The sequence below is a fragment of the Massilia sp. Masssp94 genome (assembly GCF_059491305.1).
This window is the reverse complement of the sequence record NZ_CP168501.1, coordinates 3223634-3243618: the sequence shown is the minus strand read 5'-3', so window position 1 is coordinate 3243618 and position 19985 is coordinate 3223634. Positions and strand designations below refer to the sequence as shown.

At 65.8% G+C, this 19985-nt stretch carries 22 protein-coding genes; 12 read left to right on the top strand and 10 right to left on the bottom strand.

Features of this window, described 5'->3' with window-relative positions; all coding sequences use genetic code 11:
• Window position 1: 1 nt before the first annotated feature.
• The 8 genes from ACEN9G_RS14385 to ACEN9G_RS14350 all read left to right on the top strand — a co-directional run bounded on the left by ACEN9G_RS14385 (window position 2) and on the right by ACEN9G_RS14350 (window position 6354).
• A complete protein-coding gene (locus tag ACEN9G_RS14385) occupies window positions 2-949 on the top strand; it encodes an MlaD family protein (RefSeq protein ID WP_413343607.1) in 948 nt (315 codons plus the stop codon).
• A gap of 14 nt (window positions 950-963) precedes the next feature.
• A complete protein-coding gene (locus tag ACEN9G_RS14380; protein WP_413381340.1) occupies window positions 964-1569 on the top strand; it encodes an ABC-type transport auxiliary lipoprotein family protein in 606 nt (201 codons plus the stop codon).
• On the top strand, window positions 1566-2693 hold the full coding sequence (locus tag ACEN9G_RS14375) for a VanZ family protein (protein WP_413341901.1): 1128 nt from the start codon (window positions 1566-1568) through the stop codon (window positions 2691-2693). Before ACEN9G_RS14380 ends, ACEN9G_RS14375 begins: the two co-directional genes overlap by 4 nt.
• 43 nt (window positions 2694-2736) lie before the next feature.
• Window positions 2737-3063: a (2Fe-2S) ferredoxin domain-containing protein gene (locus ACEN9G_RS14370; RefSeq protein ID WP_105380024.1), complete on the top strand. Its 327-nt coding sequence runs from the start codon at window positions 2737-2739 to the stop codon at window positions 3061-3063.
• 21 nt (window positions 3064-3084) lie between these two features.
• A complete protein-coding gene (locus tag ACEN9G_RS14365; protein WP_160410777.1) occupies window positions 3085-3714 on the top strand; it encodes an alpha/beta hydrolase in 630 nt (209 codons plus the stop codon).
• Window positions 3715-3814: 100 nt separating this feature from the next.
• Window positions 3815-4963, top strand: a complete 1149-nt coding sequence (locus ACEN9G_RS14360) for a D-alanyl-D-alanine carboxypeptidase family protein (RefSeq protein ID WP_413341903.1) — start codon at window positions 3815-3817, stop codon at window positions 4961-4963.
• 138 nt (window positions 4964-5101) lie between these two features.
• Complete coding sequence (locus ACEN9G_RS14355) at window positions 5102-6031, top strand: aldo/keto reductase (protein ID WP_413341905.1); 930 nt, start codon at window positions 5102-5104, stop codon at window positions 6029-6031.
• A 14-nt stretch (window positions 6032-6045) separates the two neighbouring features.
• Window positions 6046-6354, top strand: a complete 309-nt coding sequence (locus tag ACEN9G_RS14350) for a metal-sensitive transcriptional regulator (RefSeq protein ID WP_413341907.1) — start codon at window positions 6046-6048, stop codon at window positions 6352-6354.
• A 7-nt stretch (window positions 6355-6361) separates the two neighbouring features.
• Here the strand turns inward: ACEN9G_RS14350 and pssA are convergent, their stop codons facing one another.
• Window positions 6362-7153, bottom strand: a complete 792-nt coding sequence (gene pssA / locus ACEN9G_RS14345; RefSeq protein WP_413341909.1) for a CDP-diacylglycerol--serine O-phosphatidyltransferase — start codon at window positions 7151-7153, stop codon at window positions 6362-6364.
• Between the two features lie 148 nt (window positions 7154-7301).
• Between pssA and ACEN9G_RS14340 the strand changes: the two genes are divergently transcribed.
• Together ACEN9G_RS14340 and ACEN9G_RS14335 are read left to right on the top strand one after the other, a co-directional pair.
• Entirely contained in the window at window positions 7302-8261 is a 960-nt protein-coding gene (locus tag ACEN9G_RS14340; protein WP_413341911.1) for a CAP domain-containing protein, read from the top strand.
• 5 nt (window positions 8262-8266) lie between these two features.
• Window positions 8267-8884 (top strand): Hpt domain-containing protein, encoded by a 618-nt coding sequence (locus tag ACEN9G_RS14335; RefSeq protein WP_413341913.1) that lies wholly within the window; start codon window positions 8267-8269, stop codon window positions 8882-8884.
• 15 nt (window positions 8885-8899) lie between these two features.
• Here ACEN9G_RS14335 and ACEN9G_RS14330 read toward each other — a convergent pair whose 3' ends face one another.
• The 9 genes from ACEN9G_RS14330 to rpmH form a co-directional block, all read right to left on the bottom strand.
• Window positions 8900-9112, bottom strand: coding sequence for a hypothetical protein (locus ACEN9G_RS14330; protein WP_413341915.1), 213 nt, complete (start codon window positions 9110-9112; stop codon window positions 8900-8902).
• A gap of 322 nt (window positions 9113-9434) precedes the next feature.
• Complete coding sequence (locus ACEN9G_RS14325; RefSeq protein WP_413341917.1) at window positions 9435-9992, bottom strand: DUF1439 domain-containing protein; 558 nt, start codon at window positions 9990-9992, stop codon at window positions 9435-9437.
• Between the two features lie 50 nt (window positions 9993-10042).
• Entirely contained in the window at window positions 10043-12232 is a 2190-nt protein-coding gene (locus ACEN9G_RS14320; RefSeq protein WP_483126720.1) for a hypothetical protein, read from the bottom strand.
• A complete protein-coding gene (locus tag ACEN9G_RS14315; RefSeq protein ID WP_483126719.1) occupies window positions 12229-12897 on the bottom strand; it encodes a hypothetical protein in 669 nt (222 codons plus the stop codon). Before ACEN9G_RS14315 ends, ACEN9G_RS14320 begins: the two co-directional genes overlap by 4 nt.
• A gap of 108 nt (window positions 12898-13005) precedes the next feature.
• Window positions 13006-14385 (bottom strand): tRNA uridine-5-carboxymethylaminomethyl(34) synthesis GTPase MnmE, encoded by a 1380-nt coding sequence (gene mnmE, locus ACEN9G_RS14310; protein ID WP_413338517.1) that lies wholly within the window; start codon window positions 14383-14385, stop codon window positions 13006-13008.
• A 66-nt stretch (window positions 14386-14451) separates the two neighbouring features.
• Window positions 14452-16119 carry a membrane protein insertase YidC gene (gene yidC, locus ACEN9G_RS14305; RefSeq protein WP_413338519.1) on the bottom strand — a complete coding sequence of 556 codons (1668 nt, stop codon included), beginning with the start codon at window positions 16117-16119 and terminating at the stop codon, window positions 14452-14454.
• 9 nt (window positions 16120-16128) lie between these two features.
• Window positions 16129-16389, bottom strand: coding sequence for a membrane protein insertion efficiency factor YidD (gene yidD / locus ACEN9G_RS14300; RefSeq protein ID WP_056126914.1), 261 nt, complete (start codon window positions 16387-16389; stop codon window positions 16129-16131).
• Entirely contained in the window at window positions 16386-16829 is a 444-nt protein-coding gene (gene rnpA, locus ACEN9G_RS14295; protein WP_413338521.1) for a ribonuclease P protein component, read from the bottom strand. The genes yidD and rnpA overlap by 4 nt, the downstream gene beginning before the upstream one ends.
• A 34-nt stretch (window positions 16830-16863) precedes the next feature.
• Window positions 16864-16998 (bottom strand): 50S ribosomal protein L34, encoded by a 135-nt coding sequence (rpmH, locus tag ACEN9G_RS14290; RefSeq protein ID WP_075796440.1) that lies wholly within the window; start codon window positions 16996-16998, stop codon window positions 16864-16866.
• A gap of 355 nt (window positions 16999-17353) precedes the next feature.
• Here rpmH and dnaA point away from each other — a divergent pair, with 355 nt between their 5' ends.
• A complete protein-coding gene (dnaA, locus tag ACEN9G_RS14285; RefSeq protein WP_371763268.1) occupies window positions 17354-18766 on the top strand; it encodes a chromosomal replication initiator protein DnaA in 1413 nt (470 codons plus the stop codon).
• 95 nt (window positions 18767-18861) lie between these two features.
• Window positions 18862-19968: a DNA polymerase III subunit beta gene (gene dnaN, locus ACEN9G_RS14280; RefSeq protein ID WP_413338524.1), complete on the top strand. Its 1107-nt coding sequence runs from the start codon at window positions 18862-18864 to the stop codon at window positions 19966-19968.
• Window positions 19969-19985 lie beyond the last annotated feature (17 nt).

Sequence of the window (19985 nt, the reverse complement as noted above, 5' to 3'; positions counted from 1 at the left end):
CATGGAAAACAGATCGTATGCCCTCATGACGGGCTTCTTCACGGTCGCGCTGCTGGTCGCGGCCATCCTGATCGGCCTGTGGCTGAACCGCGACCGCACCACGATGCATCCGTACGAGATCGTCACCACGCAGACCATCCCCGGCCTGAACCCGCAGGCCGCGGTGCGCTACCGCGGCCTGGAAGTCGGGCGCGTGGACGACATCGTGTTCGATCCGCGCGTGACGGGCCAGATCCTCATCAAGCTCTCGATCGAGGAAGGCGCGCCCGTCACGCAGACGACGTTCGCCTCGCTCGGCTACCAGGGCGTGACGGGCATCGCCTTCATCCAGCTCGACGACGACCGCACCGGCTCCCCGCTGCTGCAGAGCGACAAGGGCCACGTGGCGCGCATCCCGCTGCGTCCCGGCCTGCTCGACCAACTGGAAAAGCGCGGCCTCGCGATCCTGGAAAAAACGGAGCGCATCACGGACAGCCTGAACAACGTGCTCAGTAAAGAAAACCAGGACAAGCTCACGGGCGCCTTCGACAGCATCAACAAGGCCGCCGCCGCGTATGCCGAGATCCCGGGCCAGCTGCAACCCACGCTGGCGCGCCTGCCCGCGCTGGCGGATAAACTCGACCGCACGATGGGCTCCGTACAGGAGCTTTCCACCAGCGTCACTGCCGCCGCACACAACTACGACCGCCTCGCGACGAGCCTGCAGGCCCCGGGCGGCCCGGTCGAGCGCGCCGGCGCGGCCATCGATTCGCTGGGCGGCGTGACATCCGACCTCGAGCTGCAAACCTTGCCGCACGTCGTCGACATGGCCGACGAGGCGAAGACCTCGCTGCGCGCCGTGCGCCGCACCGTGACGAACCTGGGCGACCGCCCGCAAAGCATCCTGTTCGGCGCACCGGCCGCCGAACCCGGCCCGGGCGAACCCGGCTTCGTCCCCCCGACCAAATGAGGAACCCAGCGACCATGCATCCGACCCGCATCATTCTCGCTGCCGCCCTGGCCTTGACCCTATCCGCCTGCGCCTCGCAGAAGGGCCAGCCCACCACGCAATTCGACTTCGGCCCCGCCACGGCCGCGCAAGCGCAGGCACAGGGCATGCTCGGCGCGGTGGTCGTCACCGACGTCACCGGCTCGAGTGCCCTGGACAGCGAGCGCATGTTCTACCGCCTGAGCTATGCCGACCCGCTGCAGGCCCGCACCTATGCGAACAGCCGCTGGACGGCGAATCCGCTGCAGCTGCTGACGCAGCGCTTCAAGACGCGGCTCGCGCAGGCAGGTGCGCGCGTGCTGTCGGAGACGGATGCGGCCGCCGGCATCCCGCTGCTGCGCATCGATGTCGATGAATTCATCCACGACTTCGGCGGCGTGAGCCAGAGCACCGGCGTCGTCGCCGTGCGCGCCTCCGTGTTCCAGGGCCATACGCTCGTCGACCAGAAGAGCTTCCGCCAGGCCGTCGCCGCGCCCAGCGCCGATGCGGCCGGCGGCGCGCGCGCCCTCGCGGCCAGCACCGATGCCGTCGCGGCCGACATCGTGGCGTGGCTGGGCACATTGAATCTCAACCGACGATGACCGAGACGGAAGACGCTGCCGGCCCGCGCGCCTCGCCGGTGGCGCGCGCGGCGCTGCTGGCCTATCTGCTGCTGATCATCTACGCCAGCTGGTTCCCGTTCTCCGGCTGGCGCAGCAGCGGCCTGTCGCCGTTCGCCTTCCTCGTCCTGCAGATGCCGCGCTGGTGGACCGGCTTCGACGTCATGGTCAACATCGTCGGCTACATGCCGTTCGGGATCCTGATCGTGCTCGCGCTGCATCCGCGCGTGCGTGGCCTGTGGGCGGTCGCCATCGCGGCCGTCGTCGGCCTGCTCGTCTCGGGCACGATGGAGGTCGTGCAGAACTACCTGCCCAGCCGCGTGCCGTCGAGCCTCGACCTGCTGACCAATGCGGGCGGCTGCCTGGCCGGGGCGGTGATCGGCGCGTGGTTCGCCCCGATGCTGCTCGACCGCAGCCGTTTGTATCTGCTGCGGCAGCGCTGGTTCGCGGCGCATGCGAGCCAGGGCCTCGTGCTCGTCGCGCTGTGGCCGCTGGCCCAGGTCTATCCGCAGAACTACCTGTTCGGCAACGGCCAGATCCTGCCGCTGCTGTCGGAATGGCTGTCCGACTGGCTCGATACGGACATCGACCTCGTGACCATGCTGCGCGGCGACGTGCCGATGAGCGTGGAGCAATACTGGCTCTCTGAAACCATCATCACCGCGTGCGGCATGACGGGCGCCGCCCTCACGCTGCTGTGCCTCACGCGCCGCGGCGCGCCGCGGCTGTCGCTGATGCTGGCGCTGGTCGGCGTCGGCATCGTCGTCAAGACGCTCGCCAGTTCCCTGTTCTTCGCGCCCGACAATGCGTTCGTGTGGGTCACGCCGGGCGCCGAAGGCGGCTTCCTGATCGGACTGATCATGCTGACGGGCCTTGCGTTCGCGCCCCAGGTCGCGCAGCGCCGGCTGGCCGTCGTGACGCTCGTACTGTCGCTCATCGTCGTCAACACGATTCCCGCCAACCCGTATTTCGTCTCCACCCTGCAGGCCTGGCAGCAGGGTAAATTCCTGAATTTCAACGGGGCGGCCCAGTTCCTCGACATGGCCTGGCCCATCATCGCATTGTGGTTCCTGCTGCTGCCGTCGCACCGGCTGAATCGCTCTTGATAACGGCGTATCATATGAAAGATACACGCCATCCGGAACCGACATGAACGACGACAAACCCTTTTATCAACACCACGTGTTCTTCTGCCTGAACGAACGCGAAGGCAAGGACTGCCGCCCCAGCTGCGGCAAGAGCGGCGCGGAAGCGGCGCAGCAGCACGCCAAGAAACGCGTCAAGGAACTGGGCCTGAACGGCCCGGGCCAGGTGCGCATCAACAAGGCCGGGTGCCTGGACCGCTGCGAGGAAGGCCCCGTCGTGGTCATCTACCCGCAGGGCACCTGGTACACCTACGTGGACAACTCCGACATCGACGAAATCATCGACCGCCACCTCGTCAAGGGCGAGGTCGTCGAACGCCTGAAGATCTGACGAAGTACGCCTGAACAAGCAATGAACAAGAATTCCCAGAAGTTTTACCTGACCGGCCCCGCCGGCAAGATGGAGTGTGTGCTGGACGAACCGGAAGGCACGCCCGTCGGCATCGCCCTCGTGGCGCACCCGCACCCGCTGTACGGCGGCACGATGGACAATAAAGTGGCGCAGACACTGGCCCGCGCCTTCGTCGGCCTCGGCTACGTGACGGCCCGCTTCAACTTCCGCGGCGTGGGCGAGTCGGAAGGCGTGCACGACGAAGGCCGCGGCGAAGTGGACGACATGGAAATCATGCTCGACCACATGATCGAACAGTATCCGGGCCTGCCGTACGCGCTGTCCGGCTTCTCGTTCGGCACCTTCGTGCAGGCACAACTGCAACAGCGCCTGATCCAGCAGGGCCGCCCGGCCGAGCGCCTGGCGCTGGTCGGTACGGCCGCCGGCAAGTGGCCGATGCCGGAAGTCCCGGCCGACACGATCCTGATCCACGGCGAACTTGACGATACGATACCGCTCGCGCACGTGTTCGACTGGGCGCGCCCGCTCGACATCCCCGTGACCGTGATCCCCGGCGCCGACCACTTCTTCCACCGCAAGCTCGTCCACATTAAAAATCTTGTCGCGCAATTGTGGAGACGTGACATTTGAGGCGAACGCTGGCCTATAATGATGCGATCTTCTTTCAAGGCAATGCTTTCGAGCATTGTCTATCGCATCACAATCCACGTAATCCTCTGAATTGTCTTCCATGAAAAAGTTAATCGCGGCCCTCGCCGCCAGTGCCCTTTTGATGTCGGCCGCCCAAGCGCAGCAGGTGCCGGCCCCGCAAATCGCCGCCCGTTCGTGGCTGCTGCTGGACGCGACCAGCGGCCAGATCATCGCCTCGCAGGATCCGGATACCCGCATCGAGCCGGCGTCGCTCACCAAGGTCATGACGGCCTACGTCGTGTTCGAAGCCGTGCGCGACAAGAAAGTCACGCTGGACCAGATGGTCAACGTGTCGGTCCGCGCCTGGAAGGTCGACGGCAGCAGCTCGAAGATGTTCATCGACCCCGCCACCCCGGTCAAGATCAGCGACCTGCTGTACGGCCTGATGGTCCAGTCGGGCAATGACGCGGCCGTGGCGCTGGCCGAAGCCGTCGCCGGCGACGAAGCGACGTTCGTCACCCTGATGAACCGCGACGCCGAGCGCATGGGCATGAAGAACACCAAATTCGCCAACCCGCACGGCCTGCCGTCGCCGGACAACTACTCCACCGCGCGCGACCTGTCGATCCTGGCTGCGCGCGTCATCAAGGATTTCCCCGAGTTCTACAAGATCGACTCGGTCAAGGAATTCACATACAACCGCATCAAGCAGCAGAACCGCAACCGCCTGCTGTGGCTGGACCCGACCGTGGACGGCATGAAGACGGGCCACACGGAAGCGTCGGGCTTCTCGATGATCGCGTCGGCCCACCGCCCGAACGGCCCGGCGGGCGAGCGCCGCCTGATCTCGGTGCTGTCCGGTGCCACGTCGGACGGCAACCGCACGGCGGAAAGCCAGAAGCTCTTGAACTGGGGCTTCCAGAACTTCGACACCGTCAAACTGTATTCGAAAGGCCAGGCCATCCTGACCCCGGAAATCTGGAAGGGCTCCAAGTCGAACGTCAAGATCGGCTTCCCGAACGACGTGTGGGTGACCGTGCCGAAGGGCGTGGCGCAGAAAATGAAGCCGGTCCTGGAACGCAAGGACCCGCTGGTTGCGCCGCTGGCCCTGAACAGCCGCGTCGGCACGCTGAAGATGAACGTCGACGGCAAGCCGCTGCTGGCGCTGCCGGTCGTGGCGCTGGAAGAGGTGCAGGAAGCGTCGATCTTTGGCCGGGCGTGGGACTCGATGCGCCTCTGGATGAAGTAATCACCTGCCTGTAAACACCGTCGTTCCCGCGCAGGCGGGAACCCATACTGAGCGTCCTCGATCACCTCAGCATGGGTTCCCGCTTCCGCGGGAACGACGTTTTATAATGACGTGATCCGTCAACCTGGAAAAAACGCAATGAACCCAGCCCTCCCCCGCGACCTGTCCTGCCCGCGCATCGCCCCCCGCAAGAACGGTGACCTCGAACTGTCCCGCATCGTCGCCGGCATGTGGCGCATGGGCGACTGGGACATGACGGTGGAGCAGCGCATCGCCTTCATCGAGCAATGCATCGCGCTGGGCGTCACGTCGTTCGACCATGCGGACATCTACGGCAACTACGGCGTCGAAGGCCTGTTCGGCGAAGCGCTGCGCGCCCAGCCGTCGCTGCGCGACCGCATGCAGCTGATCAGCAAGTGCGGCATCAAGCTGCTGTCCAATAAACGCCCGCAGCACACCATCCAGCACTACGACACGAGCGCCGCGCACATCGTCGCGTCCGCCGAGGAATCGCTGCGCCAGCTGCACACGGACCGCCTCGACCTGCTGCTGATCCACCGCCCCGACCCGCTGATGGACTTCGACGAGATCGCGGACGCATTCTCGCGCCTGAAGCAGGACGGCAAGGTGCTGCACTTCGGCGTCTCGAACTTCAGCCGCCACCAGTTCGAGGCGCTGAACCGCCGCATCGAACTGTCGACGAACCAGGTCGAATTCTCGCCGCTGCACGTGGCGCCGATGTTCGACGAGACCTTCGACGGCCTGCAGGATAAAGGCGTGGCGCCGATGATCTGGTCGCCACTGGCCGGCGGCCGCCTGTTCACGTCGAACGACGCGAACGCGGAAAACCTGCGCCTCGTGATCAAGGAGATCGCCGACCGCCTGCACCAGCCGTTCGCCAGCGTGGTGTTCGCGTGGATCCTGCAACTGCCGTCGCGTCCCATCCCGCTGACGGGCAGCGGCCGCGCGGAGGCGATCGCGGTCGCCGTCGCCGGCACCACGTTCCAGCTGTCGCGCGCCGACTGGTTCACGATCCTGCGCGCCGCGCGCGGGCACGAGGTCGCGTAGGAGCCTACGCCGCCATGGGCGAACCCCTCAAGATCGTGGAAGGCCGCGCGCTGACGGCGCAGCAGAAGAAGGACCTGCTGAACCGCCTCGCGCGCGTGGAAGGCCAACTGCGCGGCGTGCAGAAGCTGATCGCGCTGGCCGACGCGCCGTCCGACTGCGACGCCGTGGCCCAGCAGATGGCCGCCGCGCGCAAGGCGCTGGACCGGTCGTTCGTGCAGCTCCTCACCGCCAGCATCGTCACCCATACGGGCAATGCGGGCGACGTCGAGGAAGCGAAAGCGGCGGCGGCGCGCCTGGCCGCCATGTTCGACAAGTTCGCTTAGTCCGCCCTCAGTCCTCTACGTTGTCCTCGTACACCTTCGGCGGCGCAATCTTCGTCCACCCACCCTGCCACGCGATGTTCAGCAGCAGCGTCGCGCTGATATAAAACACGAAGAACAGCGCAAAGAAGCGCGTGCGCAACAGCGCCAGCAGCGCGATGCAGACGACGAGCGCGACGAGCGCCGCCTTCGATTTCGGCTGCTTGGAGCTGGGGAAGCGGATCGTCGACACCATCAGCGTGCCGACGGCCACCATCAGCAGCATGACGAGGAAGGCACCGGCCATGTCGGCCACCGGGTCCGGCCATGCGACCACCACCGAGGCGACGCACGCCGCGCCCGCGGTGATCGGCATGCCGACGAAGTAGCGTGGGTCCGTCTTCCCGACCATCACGTTGAAGCGCGCCAGGCGCAGCGCGCCGCAGGCCACGAACACGAAGCACGCCAGGCCGCCCATGCGCACGAGGGTCGGGTGCGCGGCGCCCATCTGGGCGAAGCCGTAGCAGTACAGCAGCAGCCCGGGCGCGCAACCGAAATTCATCACGTCGGCGATGGAGTCCAGCTGCACGCCGAACGCGGACTGGGTGTTGGTGGCGCGGGCGACGAAGCCGTCGAGCGCGTCGAACACGCCCGCCAGCACCAGCAGGATCGCAGCCAGGCGATAGTCGGACGGATCGCCCACGGGGGCGTTGTCGACCGAGATCACGATGCTGCCGAAACCGCAGGCAATCGACAGCAGGGTCACGAAACTGGGCAGGGCAAACTTGGCGCGCGCGAGGCGCTGCTGGCGGGTCGGATTCACTGGAATTCGTTAAAAGCGGAAGAATGGCTTATTTTACATGGGCTTATGCCGGGGCCGCGATTGTCCTTACGATCGTCACCGGGCCCCGATTTCGCCTAGAATGGAGGCTCCTTTACCCCATCAGGACCGACGCCGGGAGTGATATATGATGAACAATATGCTTCGCGTGCGGCAGATCGCCCTCGCCTGTACCGCGGCGTGGGCGCTCGTCGCCTGCGGCGGGGGCGGCGGCGGGAGCAGTGCCGGCGCCCCGAACGTGACTCCCTCCACCGGATTCTCGGGACAGGACGCCTCGGCGCCCACGGCGACGAACAACATCGCCACCGACGGCCTGAACTGGATCAACTACCGCCGCAGCCAGATCGGTATGCCGGCGCTGGCGCGCAACGCCGTCATCGACACCGCGGCCCAGGGCCATTCCGATTACCAGCGCATCAACAACGTGGTGACGCACGACCAGACCGCCGGCAAGACCGGCTACACGGGCGCGCGCCTGCAGGACCGCCTGCAGAATGCCGGCTACGTGTTCGGGTCGCCGAATGCGATCGGCGAAGTCATTTCGGCCACCTCGAACGGTTCCGGCTTCTACATGGCCGAGGAACTGATCACGGCGATCTACCACCGCTTCGTGATCTTCGAACCCGTGTTCAAGGAAATCGGCGCAGGTGCGGCGACGACGTCCGCCAATTACAGCTACTTTACCGCCGACTTCGTCACCAACAGCGGCTACGGGACCGGCATCGCCGCGGGCACGATCGTCACGTGGCCGTTCAATGGCCAGACCCAGGTCCCGAACAATTTCAACAGCGATTACGAGGAACCGGATCCGGTGCCCGACCGCAGCGTCGTCGGCTACCCGGTCAGCGTGCACACGAACCTCGATCGCACACTGACGGTCCAGAGTTTCACGATGCGCGCACACGGGACCAGTAGCGACCTGGAGACGCGTCTGCTGGCCTTGGGCAAGGATTCGAATACAACCACAAAGTCGGCGGCGGCGATCGTGCCTCTGGCCCAGCTGGCGTCCGCGACCACGTATGATGTCAGCTTCTCGGGCGCCATCGACGGTGTCCCGATCGGCCGCACCTGGTCATTCACGACAAAATAAAACGCATGGACAGTCCCGACCACCGTTTCCCGCCAGACGCACACGATGCCCCCGCCGTGAACCACGCGGGCGGCATCGCGCGCCTGATGGGCGACGGGGCCCTGTTCGGACGCGTCCTCGCGCGCTTCCGCAACGAATACCGCCATGGCGCGGCCGGCATCCGCACCGCGCACGACCAGGGCGACACCGCGCTGGCGCTGCGCCTCGTCCACACGCTGAAAGGGGCCGCCGGCATGATCGAGGCGGTACCGCTGCGGCGCCAGGCCGACATCGTGGAAGGCCTGTTGCGCGGGGGCGCGGGCGACGTCCACGGCAGCCTCGCGCGCCTGCAGGATGAGCTGGAACGGGTGTTGCGCGAACTGGATGCGCTGGCGCTCACCTTGCCGGAACGCCGTCCCACGGCGCCGGCGCAGCGGCCGGCGGAGATGGATCACGCTATCGTCGACCGCCTGATGGCGCTGCTCGACGAAGGCAATGGTGATGCGGTCGACCTCGTGCGCGAAGGCGCCGGCGCGCTGGCCGCACAACTCGGGGAAGGATGTTATCGCCAGGTGGCGGACCTGGTCGAAGGCTTCGACTTCGACGGCGCCCTGGCGCTGCTGCGCGAACGGGCGGGCGGCTGACGCGCAGCCCGCGGTTCAGCGGTTGTATTCCGCTTCTTCGTCGAACGAATCGGCGCAGGATTTGCCGCAAAAACGGCGCACGCTGTCGAGCGGTTTGTCGCAATACCAGCACGCGCCCTTGGGTGGCAGGCTCAGACGGGCGGGCACCGGCGCCGCACTCATGGGCGCCGCGACGGCCGGATCGACAGGCACGCTCTTGTCCGGAACACTTTCCTGTATCGTTTCCAAGGTTTCCCCCTTACCGGCAGCACGTCAGTAACGCTGAGATTACTTTAGTGGAACATCGTGTGCATGAGAAAGCGCAAGCGCGCTTGTGCCCGCTTCTGCGGTACGTGGTCTTTCAAACCAGTGTGCGCCGAATGTGCTACCTGTGCAACGCCTGTTGCCCACGAGTTTTCAAGAAACAACAGTCACGGTGCCCCGACGTCATCGTCACCGATGCCGGCCCATCCAACTGCCCGAAATAATAGCAGTAATGGCAATGCGTGCGCCGGGCCGTTCAATCGTGCGAGCCGCCGTGCCGGATTTACGACGGGCGCGCCGGATGCCGTCAGCGCGCCGGTTCCAGCGTGACGAACAGGGCGCCGGGCGCCGTCTCGAGGCGGGTGGGAATGAATTGCACGCCGGCGTAGCGCAGGTCTTCGGGGCGGAAGGTGTAGACCGGCATGTCGCGCATCAGTTGATTCAAGAGCAGATCGGCGGCGCGGCCCAGGTCGCGCGCGCGGTCGCCCTCCATGCCATCGACGTCGAAGCTGTCGACGTGCGTGGCGGACAGGACGACGGCATTGCGCACATTGTCCAGCACCAGGTGGCCGGACATGGCCAGGCTGCCGTTCCACGACTGGCGCAGGAACGGGGGCGACACGGACACGTCCAGGGACAGGCCCACGCGGTCCGTCTCCGGCATGATCGCGAGGCGCGGCCGGGTCAGCTGCACGTCGAACAGCTCGAGCATGCGATTGCGCAGCGGGAAGCGGCGCTCCAGGCCGGCCTGCAGGCGGGATTGCGACAGTTCGACGCGGCGCGGTCCGATCACCGTCGCGCACGATGCCAGCAGGCCACCGCCCGCCAGCGCCAGCGCCGCCTTGCCGAACGTCCGTCTCGTCATCGCCGTCATCATCGCCTCACTCGTCCATGGATGGGGCGAAGCCTAACACATCAATAGAAGTACGGCGTTGCGCGCGCCCATTCGCTCTTCGGCCAGCGCTTGTGCAGCAGCGCGTGCGCCTTGCGCGACAGGGCCGACGCATCCTTGTCGAGGCAGCCGCCGCGCGTCGACAGCACGGTCACGTGCAGCAGCCAGGGCAGCTCCGGGTCGGCCGGATGCGTATCGGCCCATTCCAGCACGTCGTCGCCGAACGTGCCGGTGGCCGTTTTCAGCTGTTCCAGCTTGCCCAGTTCCGCGCGGCGCGCCGCCGTGTCGCCCAGCTCCGGCGTCGCGGGCAGGCGCCATGTGAAGCTCGTCGGCTCGCCCAGGCGGTCCGGCTTGAAGCTGCACCAGGCGGACGCCGTCGCGTCGCCGGCCTCGATCCGCGTCACGGGCGGGGCCGTCATGTCGAGGTCCGCGGACAGGCCGAATGCGACCGACGCGACCAGCGCCACGTGGCGGCGCTCGGCGGGCGTGGCGGCGCGGGCGTAGCGCGTCGCCATGTCGCCCGTGGCCGGCACCAGCCTGGCCAGCAGGTCGGCGGCGGCGCGGCCGGTCTCCGGCTGGTCGAGCAGCGCCGCGCGGATCCAGGCCGCGCCCGCGATGCGCGCGCGCAGCGGCTGCGGCAGCGACTCCACGCGCGCCAGCTCGAGCATGTCGGCGGCGGCCAGGCCGCGCTTGAACCACGCGATGGCATCGTCGTTGAGCATGTCCTCGGCCGGTGCGGCGTCGGGGCTCGCCATGTCGACGTTCGCGCGCAGCAGGTACGCGCCGGCGTCCCGCACCGACGTCGCGACGGCGAAGCGCTCTTCGCGGAACAGGTTGCGCGTGCCCGGCGACAGCTTGCCCTTCAGCGCGGCGTCCGCGACGGCGCGCGCGGCATCGCGCTTGCCCGCCAGGCGGCACAGCCTCGCCAGGTGGTAGCGCACGGTGAGGTAAGCAGGATCGGAAGAGTCGACGGCCAGCGCGGCCTGTTCCAGCGCGGGCGTCAGCGCCTCGGACAGCATCAGCGCGGCGACCAGCCACGGATCCGTGTGCCCGCGCGGCTTCGCCCCCCGCTGCCAGCGCTCCAGCGCATGGCGTGCCGGGACGGCGCACGATCCATCGCGGCTGCCGGCGCAGTCTTGCAGCGTTGCGACCCAGTCGACGAAGGCGTACTGTCCGCGCAGGGGCTCCGGCTTGGCCTCGTCCATCAGCACGGACCAGTCGCCCAGGCGGTCGAGCGCGTACGGGTCGTGCGCGGGATCATCCAGGTAGCGGTTCAATTCATCGAGGCGGTTTTCGGGCGTCAGCCGCACGCGCATGGACCGCAGCAGCGCGCGGGCCGGTTCGTGCATGGGCTGCAGCGATGCGTCGGCCACGATGGCGGCGCCGCGCTTGTCGAGAAGCTGCGCCTGGCGCTCGCGTTCATTGCGCGGCGTCTGCGGCACGGCAGCGACGGCGCGCCGGACTTCCGAGCGCAAAGCGAGATATGCGCCGAGACCCCGCATCGGATGGCCGGCCGTCGCGCCGATCTGGTCGAACAGCGCGGTGCTCTCGGCATAGTGGGCGCCGTGGAACTGCCACGCGGCGCGCTGGTAGTCGCGCAGCTGGCGCCAGTAGGCCGGCTCCGTCGCGGGCAGCGGCTGCGGCGCGACGATGTCGGGCAGCTTCTCGGTGCGATACGCGTAACGTGCATCCTCCGCGCGCTGGCAGGATTCGCCGACCTGGTATTGCGCGCGCAGCCACGCATCGACCCGCGCGCGGGTGGCATCCGGTCGCGCCTCCAGCTGGCGCAGGGTCGCGGCCGCGTAGGCATTGGCGGCCACCGGACAGGCCACGATCATGCGCGCCGCCGGATCGTCGATCTTGATGTTCAATACCTTGGCGGCGCGCCCGACCAGATCCGCGGACGTGTCCTCGCCGTCGACGTGGTCCCACCCGTAGCCGAACGCGCTGCCGTCGGCCCGGTCCAGGCCTTTCTCGGTGCCCAGCTTCTGCGCGACCGGCGCGCCGAGCATGATCGCGCGCCAGGCCGTGTACAGGTAGACGCGGCGCATGCCCGGCTGCAGCACGCCCAGGTCGCCGGCCTGGAAGCGCGCGTTGGGAATGTCCGGCTTCGTGTAAGCCTTGAACATCGTGTAGCTGGGACCATAGTCGCCGCTGGCGAACGCGTTCGCCGCGACGGCGGCGATGGCGGCACAGGCAAGCAGGTATTTCATCGGGAATCCCTCCATCCTTTTTCGTCGAACCAGAACGTGCGCCGGTAGCGCGCCGCCACCGCGGGCGGGAGCGCTTCCTGGCGCGAAAAGCCGGCACTGCCCGCGCGGCACAGCGGATGCAGCACGTCGGGCCGCGTCGCCACGATGCCGCGCAGCGCCTCGTTGTCGCGGCCCATGCGGAAGAACATCGGCACCACTTCGTCCGCCTCCAACCCGTCCAGCCAGGCCGGCGCACGGCACCACCAGCCGAGCGCCGTGACGCTCAGCCGCATATCGCCCGGCAGCGCGGCGCGGATGCGGTGCACGAGGTCGCGGTAGTCGGCGCGCTGCGACGGCCGTGCTTCCAGGTCCAGCTGCACCCAGCCCGACGTCGATGCGCGTGCGGCACTGTGCATGGCGGCGAGCACGGTGCTTTCCGCGGGCTTCAAACCCGCCGGGGGATGCAGCGGGTCGATCTCGACGTGCACGACGGGGATCACGCGCGTCCCGCGCGCCAGCGCGCGCGGACGTGCGCCCGGCCGCACGAGCACCTTGTCGCCGGCGAGCCAGATGTGGCGGTCGACCACGGCGACCGTTTCGCGCGAAAACGCGGGGACGGGTGCGGCGCGCCACAGCCAGGCGATGGCGCCGGCGGGCGGTTCGGGCGGGAGGGCGGGAATGGGCAAGCGGGTTCTTTCAGCAGCTGCGGCGGAGGCTATGTTAGCAAGCTTTTGTTGCCGAATTTGCACACACAATCACACACGATGGTCGTAAAAAAACCCGCCGGAGCGGGTTTATTTACCGATACAGAAGCGACTGAAGATCACCCCAAGCAGATCATCCGGCGTGAACTGCCCCGTAATGCTGGACAGCTGATCCTGCGCGAGCCGCAGCTCCTCCGCGAACAGGTCGAGCGACTGGTCATCCTGCGCCGCATGCTCGGCGGCATACCGCAGGTGCTCGCGCGCCTGGCGCAGCGCGACGAGGTGGCGTTCGCGCGCGAGGTACAGCGATTCGCCCGTCTGCTGCCAGCCGGCGATGCGCAGCAGTTCCGCGCGCAGCAGGTCGATGCCGATCTTTTCGTGCGCGGACAGGTAGATGTTGACCGCATCCGCGCCCTGGTCCACGGACGGCTTGTGTCCCGACAGGTCGATCTTGTTCCAGATGCGCACGACGGGCACGCCGGCCGGGAACGCGGCGACGATGTCCTCGTCGGCCTTGGCCGGGCCGAGGCTCGCGTCGAGCAGGTGCAGGATCACGTCCGCCTTGCCGACCTCGCCCCACGTGCGCTCGATGCCGATGCGCTCGACGACGTCGATGCCCTCGTCGATGGCGCGGATGCCGGCCGTGTCGACGATGTTCAGCGGGATGCCCTCGACCTGGATCGTCTCGCTGACTTTATCGCGCGTCGTGCCCGCGATCGGCGTGACGATGGCGACGTCCGATCCGGCCAGCGCGTTCAGCAGCGACGATTTGCCGACGTTCGGCTGGCCGACCAGCACGACGTTCAACCCCTCGCGCAGCAGCGCGCCCTGCGCGGCCTGGCGGAACACGGCTTCCAGCGCGTCGACGATGCCTTTCAGTTGGCCGCGCGCATTGGATTTCTCGAGGAAGTCGATTTCCTCTTCCGGGAAGTCGAGCGTGGCTTCGACGAGCATGCGCAGGTTGATCGTCTTCTCGACCAGTTCGTGCACGACCTTCGAGAACGCGCCGGACAGCGATTGCGACGCCGATTTCGCGGCGGCCTCGGTGGACGCGTCGATCAGGTCGGCGACGGCCTCCGCCTGCGCGAGGTCGAGCTTGTCGTTCAGGAAAGCGCGGCGCGTGAATTCGCCCGGCTCGGCCAGGCGCAGGTCCACGTCGCGGCCCGCCTCCAGCACGCGCGCGAGCAGCATGCGCAGCACGACGGGGCCGCCGTGGCCCTGCAGTTCCAGCACGTCCTCGCCGGTGTACGAGTGGGGCGCCTTGAAATACAGCGCGAGGCCTTCGTCGATGACGGTGCCCGCGGCATCCTTGAACGGCACATAAGTGGCGTGGCGGGGCGCCAGCGTCGTGCCAGGGAACAGCGCGGCCACGAGCGGCGCGAGGTTCTTGCCGGAGGCGCGCACCACGCCGATGCCGCCGCGTCCGGGGGCGGTGGCGATGGCGGCGATGGGAGAGGTATCGAGTTTCATGGTCGGATTGTAGGTGCAAACAAAAAAGCCCGTGCGGACACGGGCTTTTCGGTCACCGGGCCGGTGTTACTTGGCCGGCGCGAACTTCTTGGTGATGACGTACTGCTGCGCCATCGAGATCAGGTTGTTCACGACCCAGTACAGCACGAGGCCGGACGGGAAGAACAGGAAGATGACCGAGAACGCCAGCGGCATGAACATCATCATCTTGGCCTGCACCGGATCGGCCGGCTGCGGGTTCAGCTTCTGCGTGATGAACATCGAGATCGCGTACAGGATCGGCAGGATGAAGTACGGGTCCGGTGCCGTCAGGTCGTGGATCCAGCCCACCCACGGCGCGCCGCGCATCTCGACCGCGGCCTGCAGCACCCAGTACAGCGCCAGGAACACCGGCATCTGCACCAGGATCGGCAGGCAGCCGCCCAGCGGGTTGATCTTCTCGGCCTTGTACAGCTCCATCGTCGCCTGCTGCATCTTGACCGGATCGTTTTTATGGCGCTCGCGGATCGCCTGCATCTTCGGCGTCACCGTCTTCATCTTGGCCATGCTGCGGTAGCCGGCCGCCGACAGCGGGAAGAACAGCAGCTTGATCAGGATGGTGAAGGCGATGATGGTCCAGCCCCAGTTGCCGATCATCGAGTGCAGCCAGTTCATCGTGGCGAAGATCGGCTTGGCGATGATCGCGGCCCACGCGTAGTCGCGCACCAGGTCCAGGCCCGGGGTCACTTTTTCCAGCAGCGACTGCACCTGCGGCCCCGAGTACAGGCGCGCGGCGTTCGAGACGGTCGCGCCCGGTGCCACGGTGCCCAGCGGCTCGACGGCGCCGATGGCGAACAGGTTGTTACCCAGCGACTTCGTGTAGATGTCGCGCTGCGTGTTCGCCGGCGGGATGAACGCCGAGACGAAGAAGTGCTGCGAGATCGCGATCCAGCCATCCTTCGACTGCTTGGCGTGGTCGGCCGAACCCTTGCCGACCTTCTCGAACGTCAGCTTCTGGTAGTGCTCTTCCGGCGTCCACAGCGTGGGGCCCGTGTAGCTGCTGTTGAAGTACGTGTCGCCTTCCGGCTTCATGCCGTCGTGCTCGAGCTGGAAGTACAGCGACGGGGTGACCGGTGCCTGGGTCAGGTTCGTCACGTCGTGGCGCACGTCGATCACGTAGTCGTTGCGCTTGAACGTGAAGGTCTTGGTCAGGCGCACGCCGCCCTGCTCCGCATCCAGCACGACCTGCACCTGGTTGTTGCTGTCCAGCGTGCGCGGGCCCGGACGGACCGTGAACGGGGTGTTGTGGTTCGGCAGGACGCCGGCCGCGCTGGCGCCGGTCAGGCCCGTCTGCGCGAGGTAGACGCGCGGACCGTTGGCCTGGAACAGCACCTGGTTCTTGTTCGGGTCGACCTTGTCGCGGTACTTCAGCAGTTCCAGGCGACGGATCACGCCGCCGGCCGTGTCGATGTCGACTTTATAGACGTCGGTGGTGACGGTGATGACCTGGGCCTGCACGGGCGCGGGTGCCGCGGGCGTGCCCGGGACGGTGCCGGCCGGGGTCGGCGTCGCCGCTGAGGTTGCGTCATTAGGCAAGTCGTTCGGCTTGGCCGGGTTCGGTGCCTGCGCGACCTTGGCCGGCGGCTGTGCCGAGAACATCGACTGCTTGCCGTTGGCCACCATCCAGTCGTTCCACAGGACGACCAGCGCGACGGCGAACACGATCCACAGGATGGTACGTTTATTGATTTCCATTGGTCTTATTCAGGAATGCTTGCAACCGCAAGCGGTTGGTGAGGAATGCTGCTCCCCGGGACGCGGTACCAGGTCGACGCCGCCGTCGTTCCACGGATGGCAGCGGCAGACGCGGCGCAGGGCCAGCCATCCGCCGCGCGCGGCGCCGTGGATCTTGACGGCCTCGATCGCGTAATTGGAACAGGTCGGAAAGAAACGGCAGTTCTGTCCGAGCATCGGAGACACCAGCAACTGGTAACCGCGCAACAGCCAGACGAGCAACCGGTTCATGATAGTCCCGGTTGCGAGCCTGAAGGCGCAACGCTTGCCGCCTGTGGAGCGGCCTGGGCATTGCGCGGACGCGGCATTTGCGACGCGAACAGGCGTGCCAGTTCCACGCGCAACTGCGCCTTCAACGCGGACGTCGTCGCCGGACCGTCCTTGCCATTGACCGGACGCGACAAGCGCACGATGCAGTCGAGCGCCGGCAGCTGCGTGGTCCGGAACAGTTCGCGCGTGATGCGCTTGATGGTGTTGCGCGTGACCGCGCGCGGCGCAAAACGTTTGGCCGCGACGACGCCCAGCCGCGCATGAGGCAGGGCATTCGGTCGGGTATAGAGCACGAAATGCGCGGTTTTTTGTGCAGGGCGCAAACGAAAAACGGATGAAAACTCATCCGTTTTTACGATACGCCGAACGCGCGCAAAGTCGTGCGAACCTTCGCCTGACATAGGTCGTAGGCGTGGTCGATGCGGCTTTCCGGGCTTAGACAGCCAGGCGCTTGCGGCCCTTGGCGCGGCGAGCGTTCAGGACAAGGCGGCCACCACGGGTAGCCATACGTGCGCGGAAGCCGTGCGTGCGCTTGCGACGGACGACGGAAGGTTGGTAAGTACGTTTCATGGTGGTCTCGCTTAAAGCAAAATAGATGCAAAATCGGGGCTGAGCTCACACTGAGTCAGCATTGCGCCAATGACATTTCGCAGTTGTTAAGCCAGCGTCACGCCACAGCAAAGCTTGTCGCCTGTGTGCCATTTGTTGGGTTAACAAGGCGTACGGGCGGGGAACCCTGAATTATTCAGCATTTTGAGTTCAACTGTCAAGGCGGCAGTTGTGTCAAGGCCGCGTTATTGTGCGCCGCAAACGGTTGCCCATGCACGTCAGGCGCTTCCGTTTCGGTGGAAAATTCCTGTATCGCCTGTGGATAACTTGCGAGAACACAGGTAAAATAGAGTGTTACGCTTAACTTAGTCGATGTATGGATAACTTTTGGCAGACCTGTTCCAACCAGTTGGAGCTCGAGCTGACACCGCAGCAATATACCGCGTGGATCAAACCACTCGTCGCCCTTGACTACGAGGACGGCAAGCTGCGCATTGCGGCGCCCAATCGATTCAAGCTCGACTGGGTGAAGTCGCAGTTCGCCAACCGCATCACCGCGCTGGCGTCCGAGCATTATCAGCGGCCGGTCGACGTGCAGTTCGTGCTCGACCCGAAGAACAGCATGCCGAAAAAAGCGGTGTCGTCGGCCCCAGCCCCGATGCCGTCCAGCAGCGGCGCGCTGGGCATCAACGCCGCCGCCGACAAGACCGTGCCGGAGATGCCCGTCGTCACGCCGGACAATGTCATCGCGAACAATCCGCGCCGCGAGCAGAGCCGCGTCAACCCGGACCTCACGTTCGAGAACTTCGTGACCGGTAAGGCGAACCAGCTGGCGCGCGCCGCCGCGATCCAGGTCGCCAACAACCCGGGCGTCTCGTACAACCCGCTGTTCTTTTACGGCGGCGTGGGCCTCGGTAAGACCCACTTGATCCACGCGATCGGCAACCAGGTGATGGCCGACCAGCCGGGCGCGCGCATCCGCTATATCCACGCGGAACAGTATGTGCGCGACGTCGTGACCGCGTACCAGCGCAAAGGCTTCGACGACTTCAAGCATTACTATCACTCGCTGGACATGCTGCTCATCGACGATATTCAATTCTTCGGTGGCAAGAGCCGTACGCAGGAAGAATTCTTCTATGCGTTCGAGGCGCTGATCGCGGCGAAAAAGCAGATCATCATCACGTCGGATACCTATCCGAAAGAGATCACGGGCATGGACGATCGCCTGATCTCGCGCTTCGACTCGGGCCTGACGGTCGCGATCGAACCGCCGGAACTGGAAATGCGTGTGGCGATCCTGATGAAGAAGGCGGAATCGGAAGGCGTGATGCTGAACGACGACGTCGCCTTCTTCGTCGCGAAACACCTGCGCTCGAACGTGCGCGAACTGGAAGGCGCGTTGAGGAAGATCCTCGCGTACTCGCGTTTCCACGGCAAGGACATCACGATCGACGTCGTGAAGGAAGCGCTGAAGGACCTGTTGTCCGTGCAGAACCGCCAGATCTCCGTGGAAAACATCCAGAAGACCGTGGCCGATTTCTTCAACATCAAGGTCGCGGACATGTATTCGAAGCGCCGCCCGGCGAACATCGCGCGTCCGCGCCAGATCGCGATGTACCTGGCGAAAGAGCTGACGCAGAAGAGTCTGCCGGAAATCGGCGAACTGTTCGGCGGCCGCGACCATACGACGGTGCTGCACGCGGTCCGCAAGATCGCCCAGGACCGTACCAAGAACGCCGAGTGCAACCACGAATTGCACGTGCTGGAACAGACCCTGAAAGGCTGATGCGTGAACGCGGGGGAAAAGGCTGTGCCCCCGATGATTTCTGGCAAAATATTGCGCGTACAACATTTTTACCCTACCCATAACCGAGGATATCTATGCAACTGGTCAAATCCACCCGAGACACGCTTCTCCGGCCACTGCAGATCGTGAGTGGTATTGTCGAGCGTCGGCACACCATGCCGATTCTGGCCAATATCCTCATCCGCAAGACTGGCGAAAGCGTCTCGTTCCTGTCGACCGACACCGAGGTGCAGATCACGACCCTGGCCAACATCGGTTCGGGTCCTGAAGAGACGGGCACGACCGTCGCGGCACGCAAGCTGCTGGACATCCTGCGCGCCCTGCCGGAATCGGGCGACGTCACGATGACCCTGTTGAACAAGCGCCTGACCGTCCAGAGCGGCAAGTCGCGCTTTGCGCTGCAGACCCTGGCGGCCGAGGAATTCCCGACCGTGTCCGTGGCCGACAGCTACAACGCGACCGTCACGCTGCCGCAGAAAACGCTGAAGCACCTGTTCAACATGGTGCACTTCGCGATGGCCCAGCAAGACATCCGCTACTACCTGAACGGCCTGCTGCTGGTGCTGGACGGTAACAACGTGATCGCCGTCGCCACCGATGGCCACCGCCTGGCATTTTCCCAGGTGACGGCCGAGCAGACGTTCGAGCGCCAGGAAGTGATCATCCCGCGCAAGACCATCCTGGAACTGCAGCGCCTGCTGGAAGAGAGCGACGACGAAGTCCGCCTGGACATCGCGGCTTCGCAGGTCAAGCTGACGTTCGCCGATATCGAGCTCGTCTCGAAACTGGTCGAAGGCAAGTTCCCGGATTACACCCGCGTGATCCCGAAGGGTTACAAGAACGACTTCACGATCAGCCGCGATGAACTGCTGCGCTCGCTGCAGCGTGCCGCGATCATGACGAGCGACAAGTTCAAGGGCGTGCGCTGCATGATCTCTCCGGGTTCGATGAAGATCAGCTCGACCAACGCCGACCAGGAAGAAGCGGTGGAAGAACTGGAAATCGACTACGGCGGCGACACGATCGACATCGGCTTCAACGTCACGTACCTGCTGGACGTGCTGAACAACCTGAAGTGCGACCAGGTGAATATCTCGCTGGGCGATTCGAATTCGTCGGCGCTGATGTCGATTCCGGAGAATGGCGACTTCAAGTATGTCGTCATGCCGATGCGTATTTAATTAGGGCGAAGCGCCCA

Excerpts from the sequence above, each read along its gene's own strand:
- ACEN9G_RS14385 (WP_413343607.1), top strand. The coding sequence starts at position 2 with ATGGAAAACAGATCGTATGCCCTCATGACGGGCTTCTTCACGGTCGCG.
- ACEN9G_RS14380 (WP_413381340.1), top strand. The coding sequence starts at position 964 with ATGCATCCGACCCGCATCATTCTCGCTGCCGCCCTGGCCTTGACCCTA.
- ACEN9G_RS14375 (WP_413341901.1), top strand. The coding sequence starts at position 1,566 with ATGACCGAGACGGAAGACGCTGCCGGCCCGCGCGCCTCGCCGGTGGCG.
- ACEN9G_RS14370 (WP_105380024.1), top strand. The coding sequence starts at position 2,737 with ATGAACGACGACAAACCCTTTTATCAACACCACGTGTTCTTCTGCCTG.
- ACEN9G_RS14365 (WP_160410777.1), top strand. The coding sequence starts at position 3,085 with ATGAACAAGAATTCCCAGAAGTTTTACCTGACCGGCCCCGCCGGCAAG.
- ACEN9G_RS14360 (WP_413341903.1), top strand. The coding sequence starts at position 3,815 with ATGAAAAAGTTAATCGCGGCCCTCGCCGCCAGTGCCCTTTTGATGTCG.
- ACEN9G_RS14355 (WP_413341905.1), top strand. The coding sequence starts at position 5,102 with ATGAACCCAGCCCTCCCCCGCGACCTGTCCTGCCCGCGCATCGCCCCC.
- ACEN9G_RS14350 (WP_413341907.1), top strand. The coding sequence starts at position 6,046 with ATGGGCGAACCCCTCAAGATCGTGGAAGGCCGCGCGCTGACGGCGCAG.
- ACEN9G_RS14340 (WP_413341911.1), top strand. The coding sequence starts at position 7,302 with ATGAACAATATGCTTCGCGTGCGGCAGATCGCCCTCGCCTGTACCGCG.
- ACEN9G_RS14335 (WP_413341913.1), top strand. The coding sequence starts at position 8,267 with ATGGACAGTCCCGACCACCGTTTCCCGCCAGACGCACACGATGCCCCC.
- ACEN9G_RS14325 (WP_413341917.1), bottom strand. The coding sequence starts at position 9,992 with ATGACGAGACGGACGTTCGGCAAGGCGGCGCTGGCGCTGGCGGGCGGT.
- ACEN9G_RS14320 (WP_483126720.1), bottom strand. The coding sequence starts at position 12,232 with ATGAAATACCTGCTTGCCTGTGCCGCCATCGCCGCCGTCGCGGCGAAC.
- mnmE (WP_413338517.1), bottom strand. The coding sequence starts at position 14,385 with ATGAAACTCGATACCTCTCCCATCGCCGCCATCGCCACCGCCCCCGGA.
- yidC (WP_413338519.1), bottom strand. The coding sequence starts at position 16,119 with ATGGAAATCAATAAACGTACCATCCTGTGGATCGTGTTCGCCGTCGCG.
- yidD (WP_056126914.1), bottom strand. The coding sequence starts at position 16,389 with ATGAACCGGTTGCTCGTCTGGCTGTTGCGCGGTTACCAGTTGCTGGTG.
- rnpA (WP_413338521.1), bottom strand. The coding sequence starts at position 16,829 with ATGTCAGGCGAAGGTTCGCACGACTTTGCGCGCGTTCGGCGTATCGTA.
- rpmH (WP_075796440.1), bottom strand. The coding sequence starts at position 16,998 with ATGAAACGTACTTACCAACCTTCCGTCGTCCGTCGCAAGCGCACGCAC.
- dnaA (WP_371763268.1), top strand. The coding sequence starts at position 17,354 with ATGGATAACTTTTGGCAGACCTGTTCCAACCAGTTGGAGCTCGAGCTG.
- dnaN (WP_413338524.1), top strand. The coding sequence starts at position 18,862 with ATGCAACTGGTCAAATCCACCCGAGACACGCTTCTCCGGCCACTGCAG.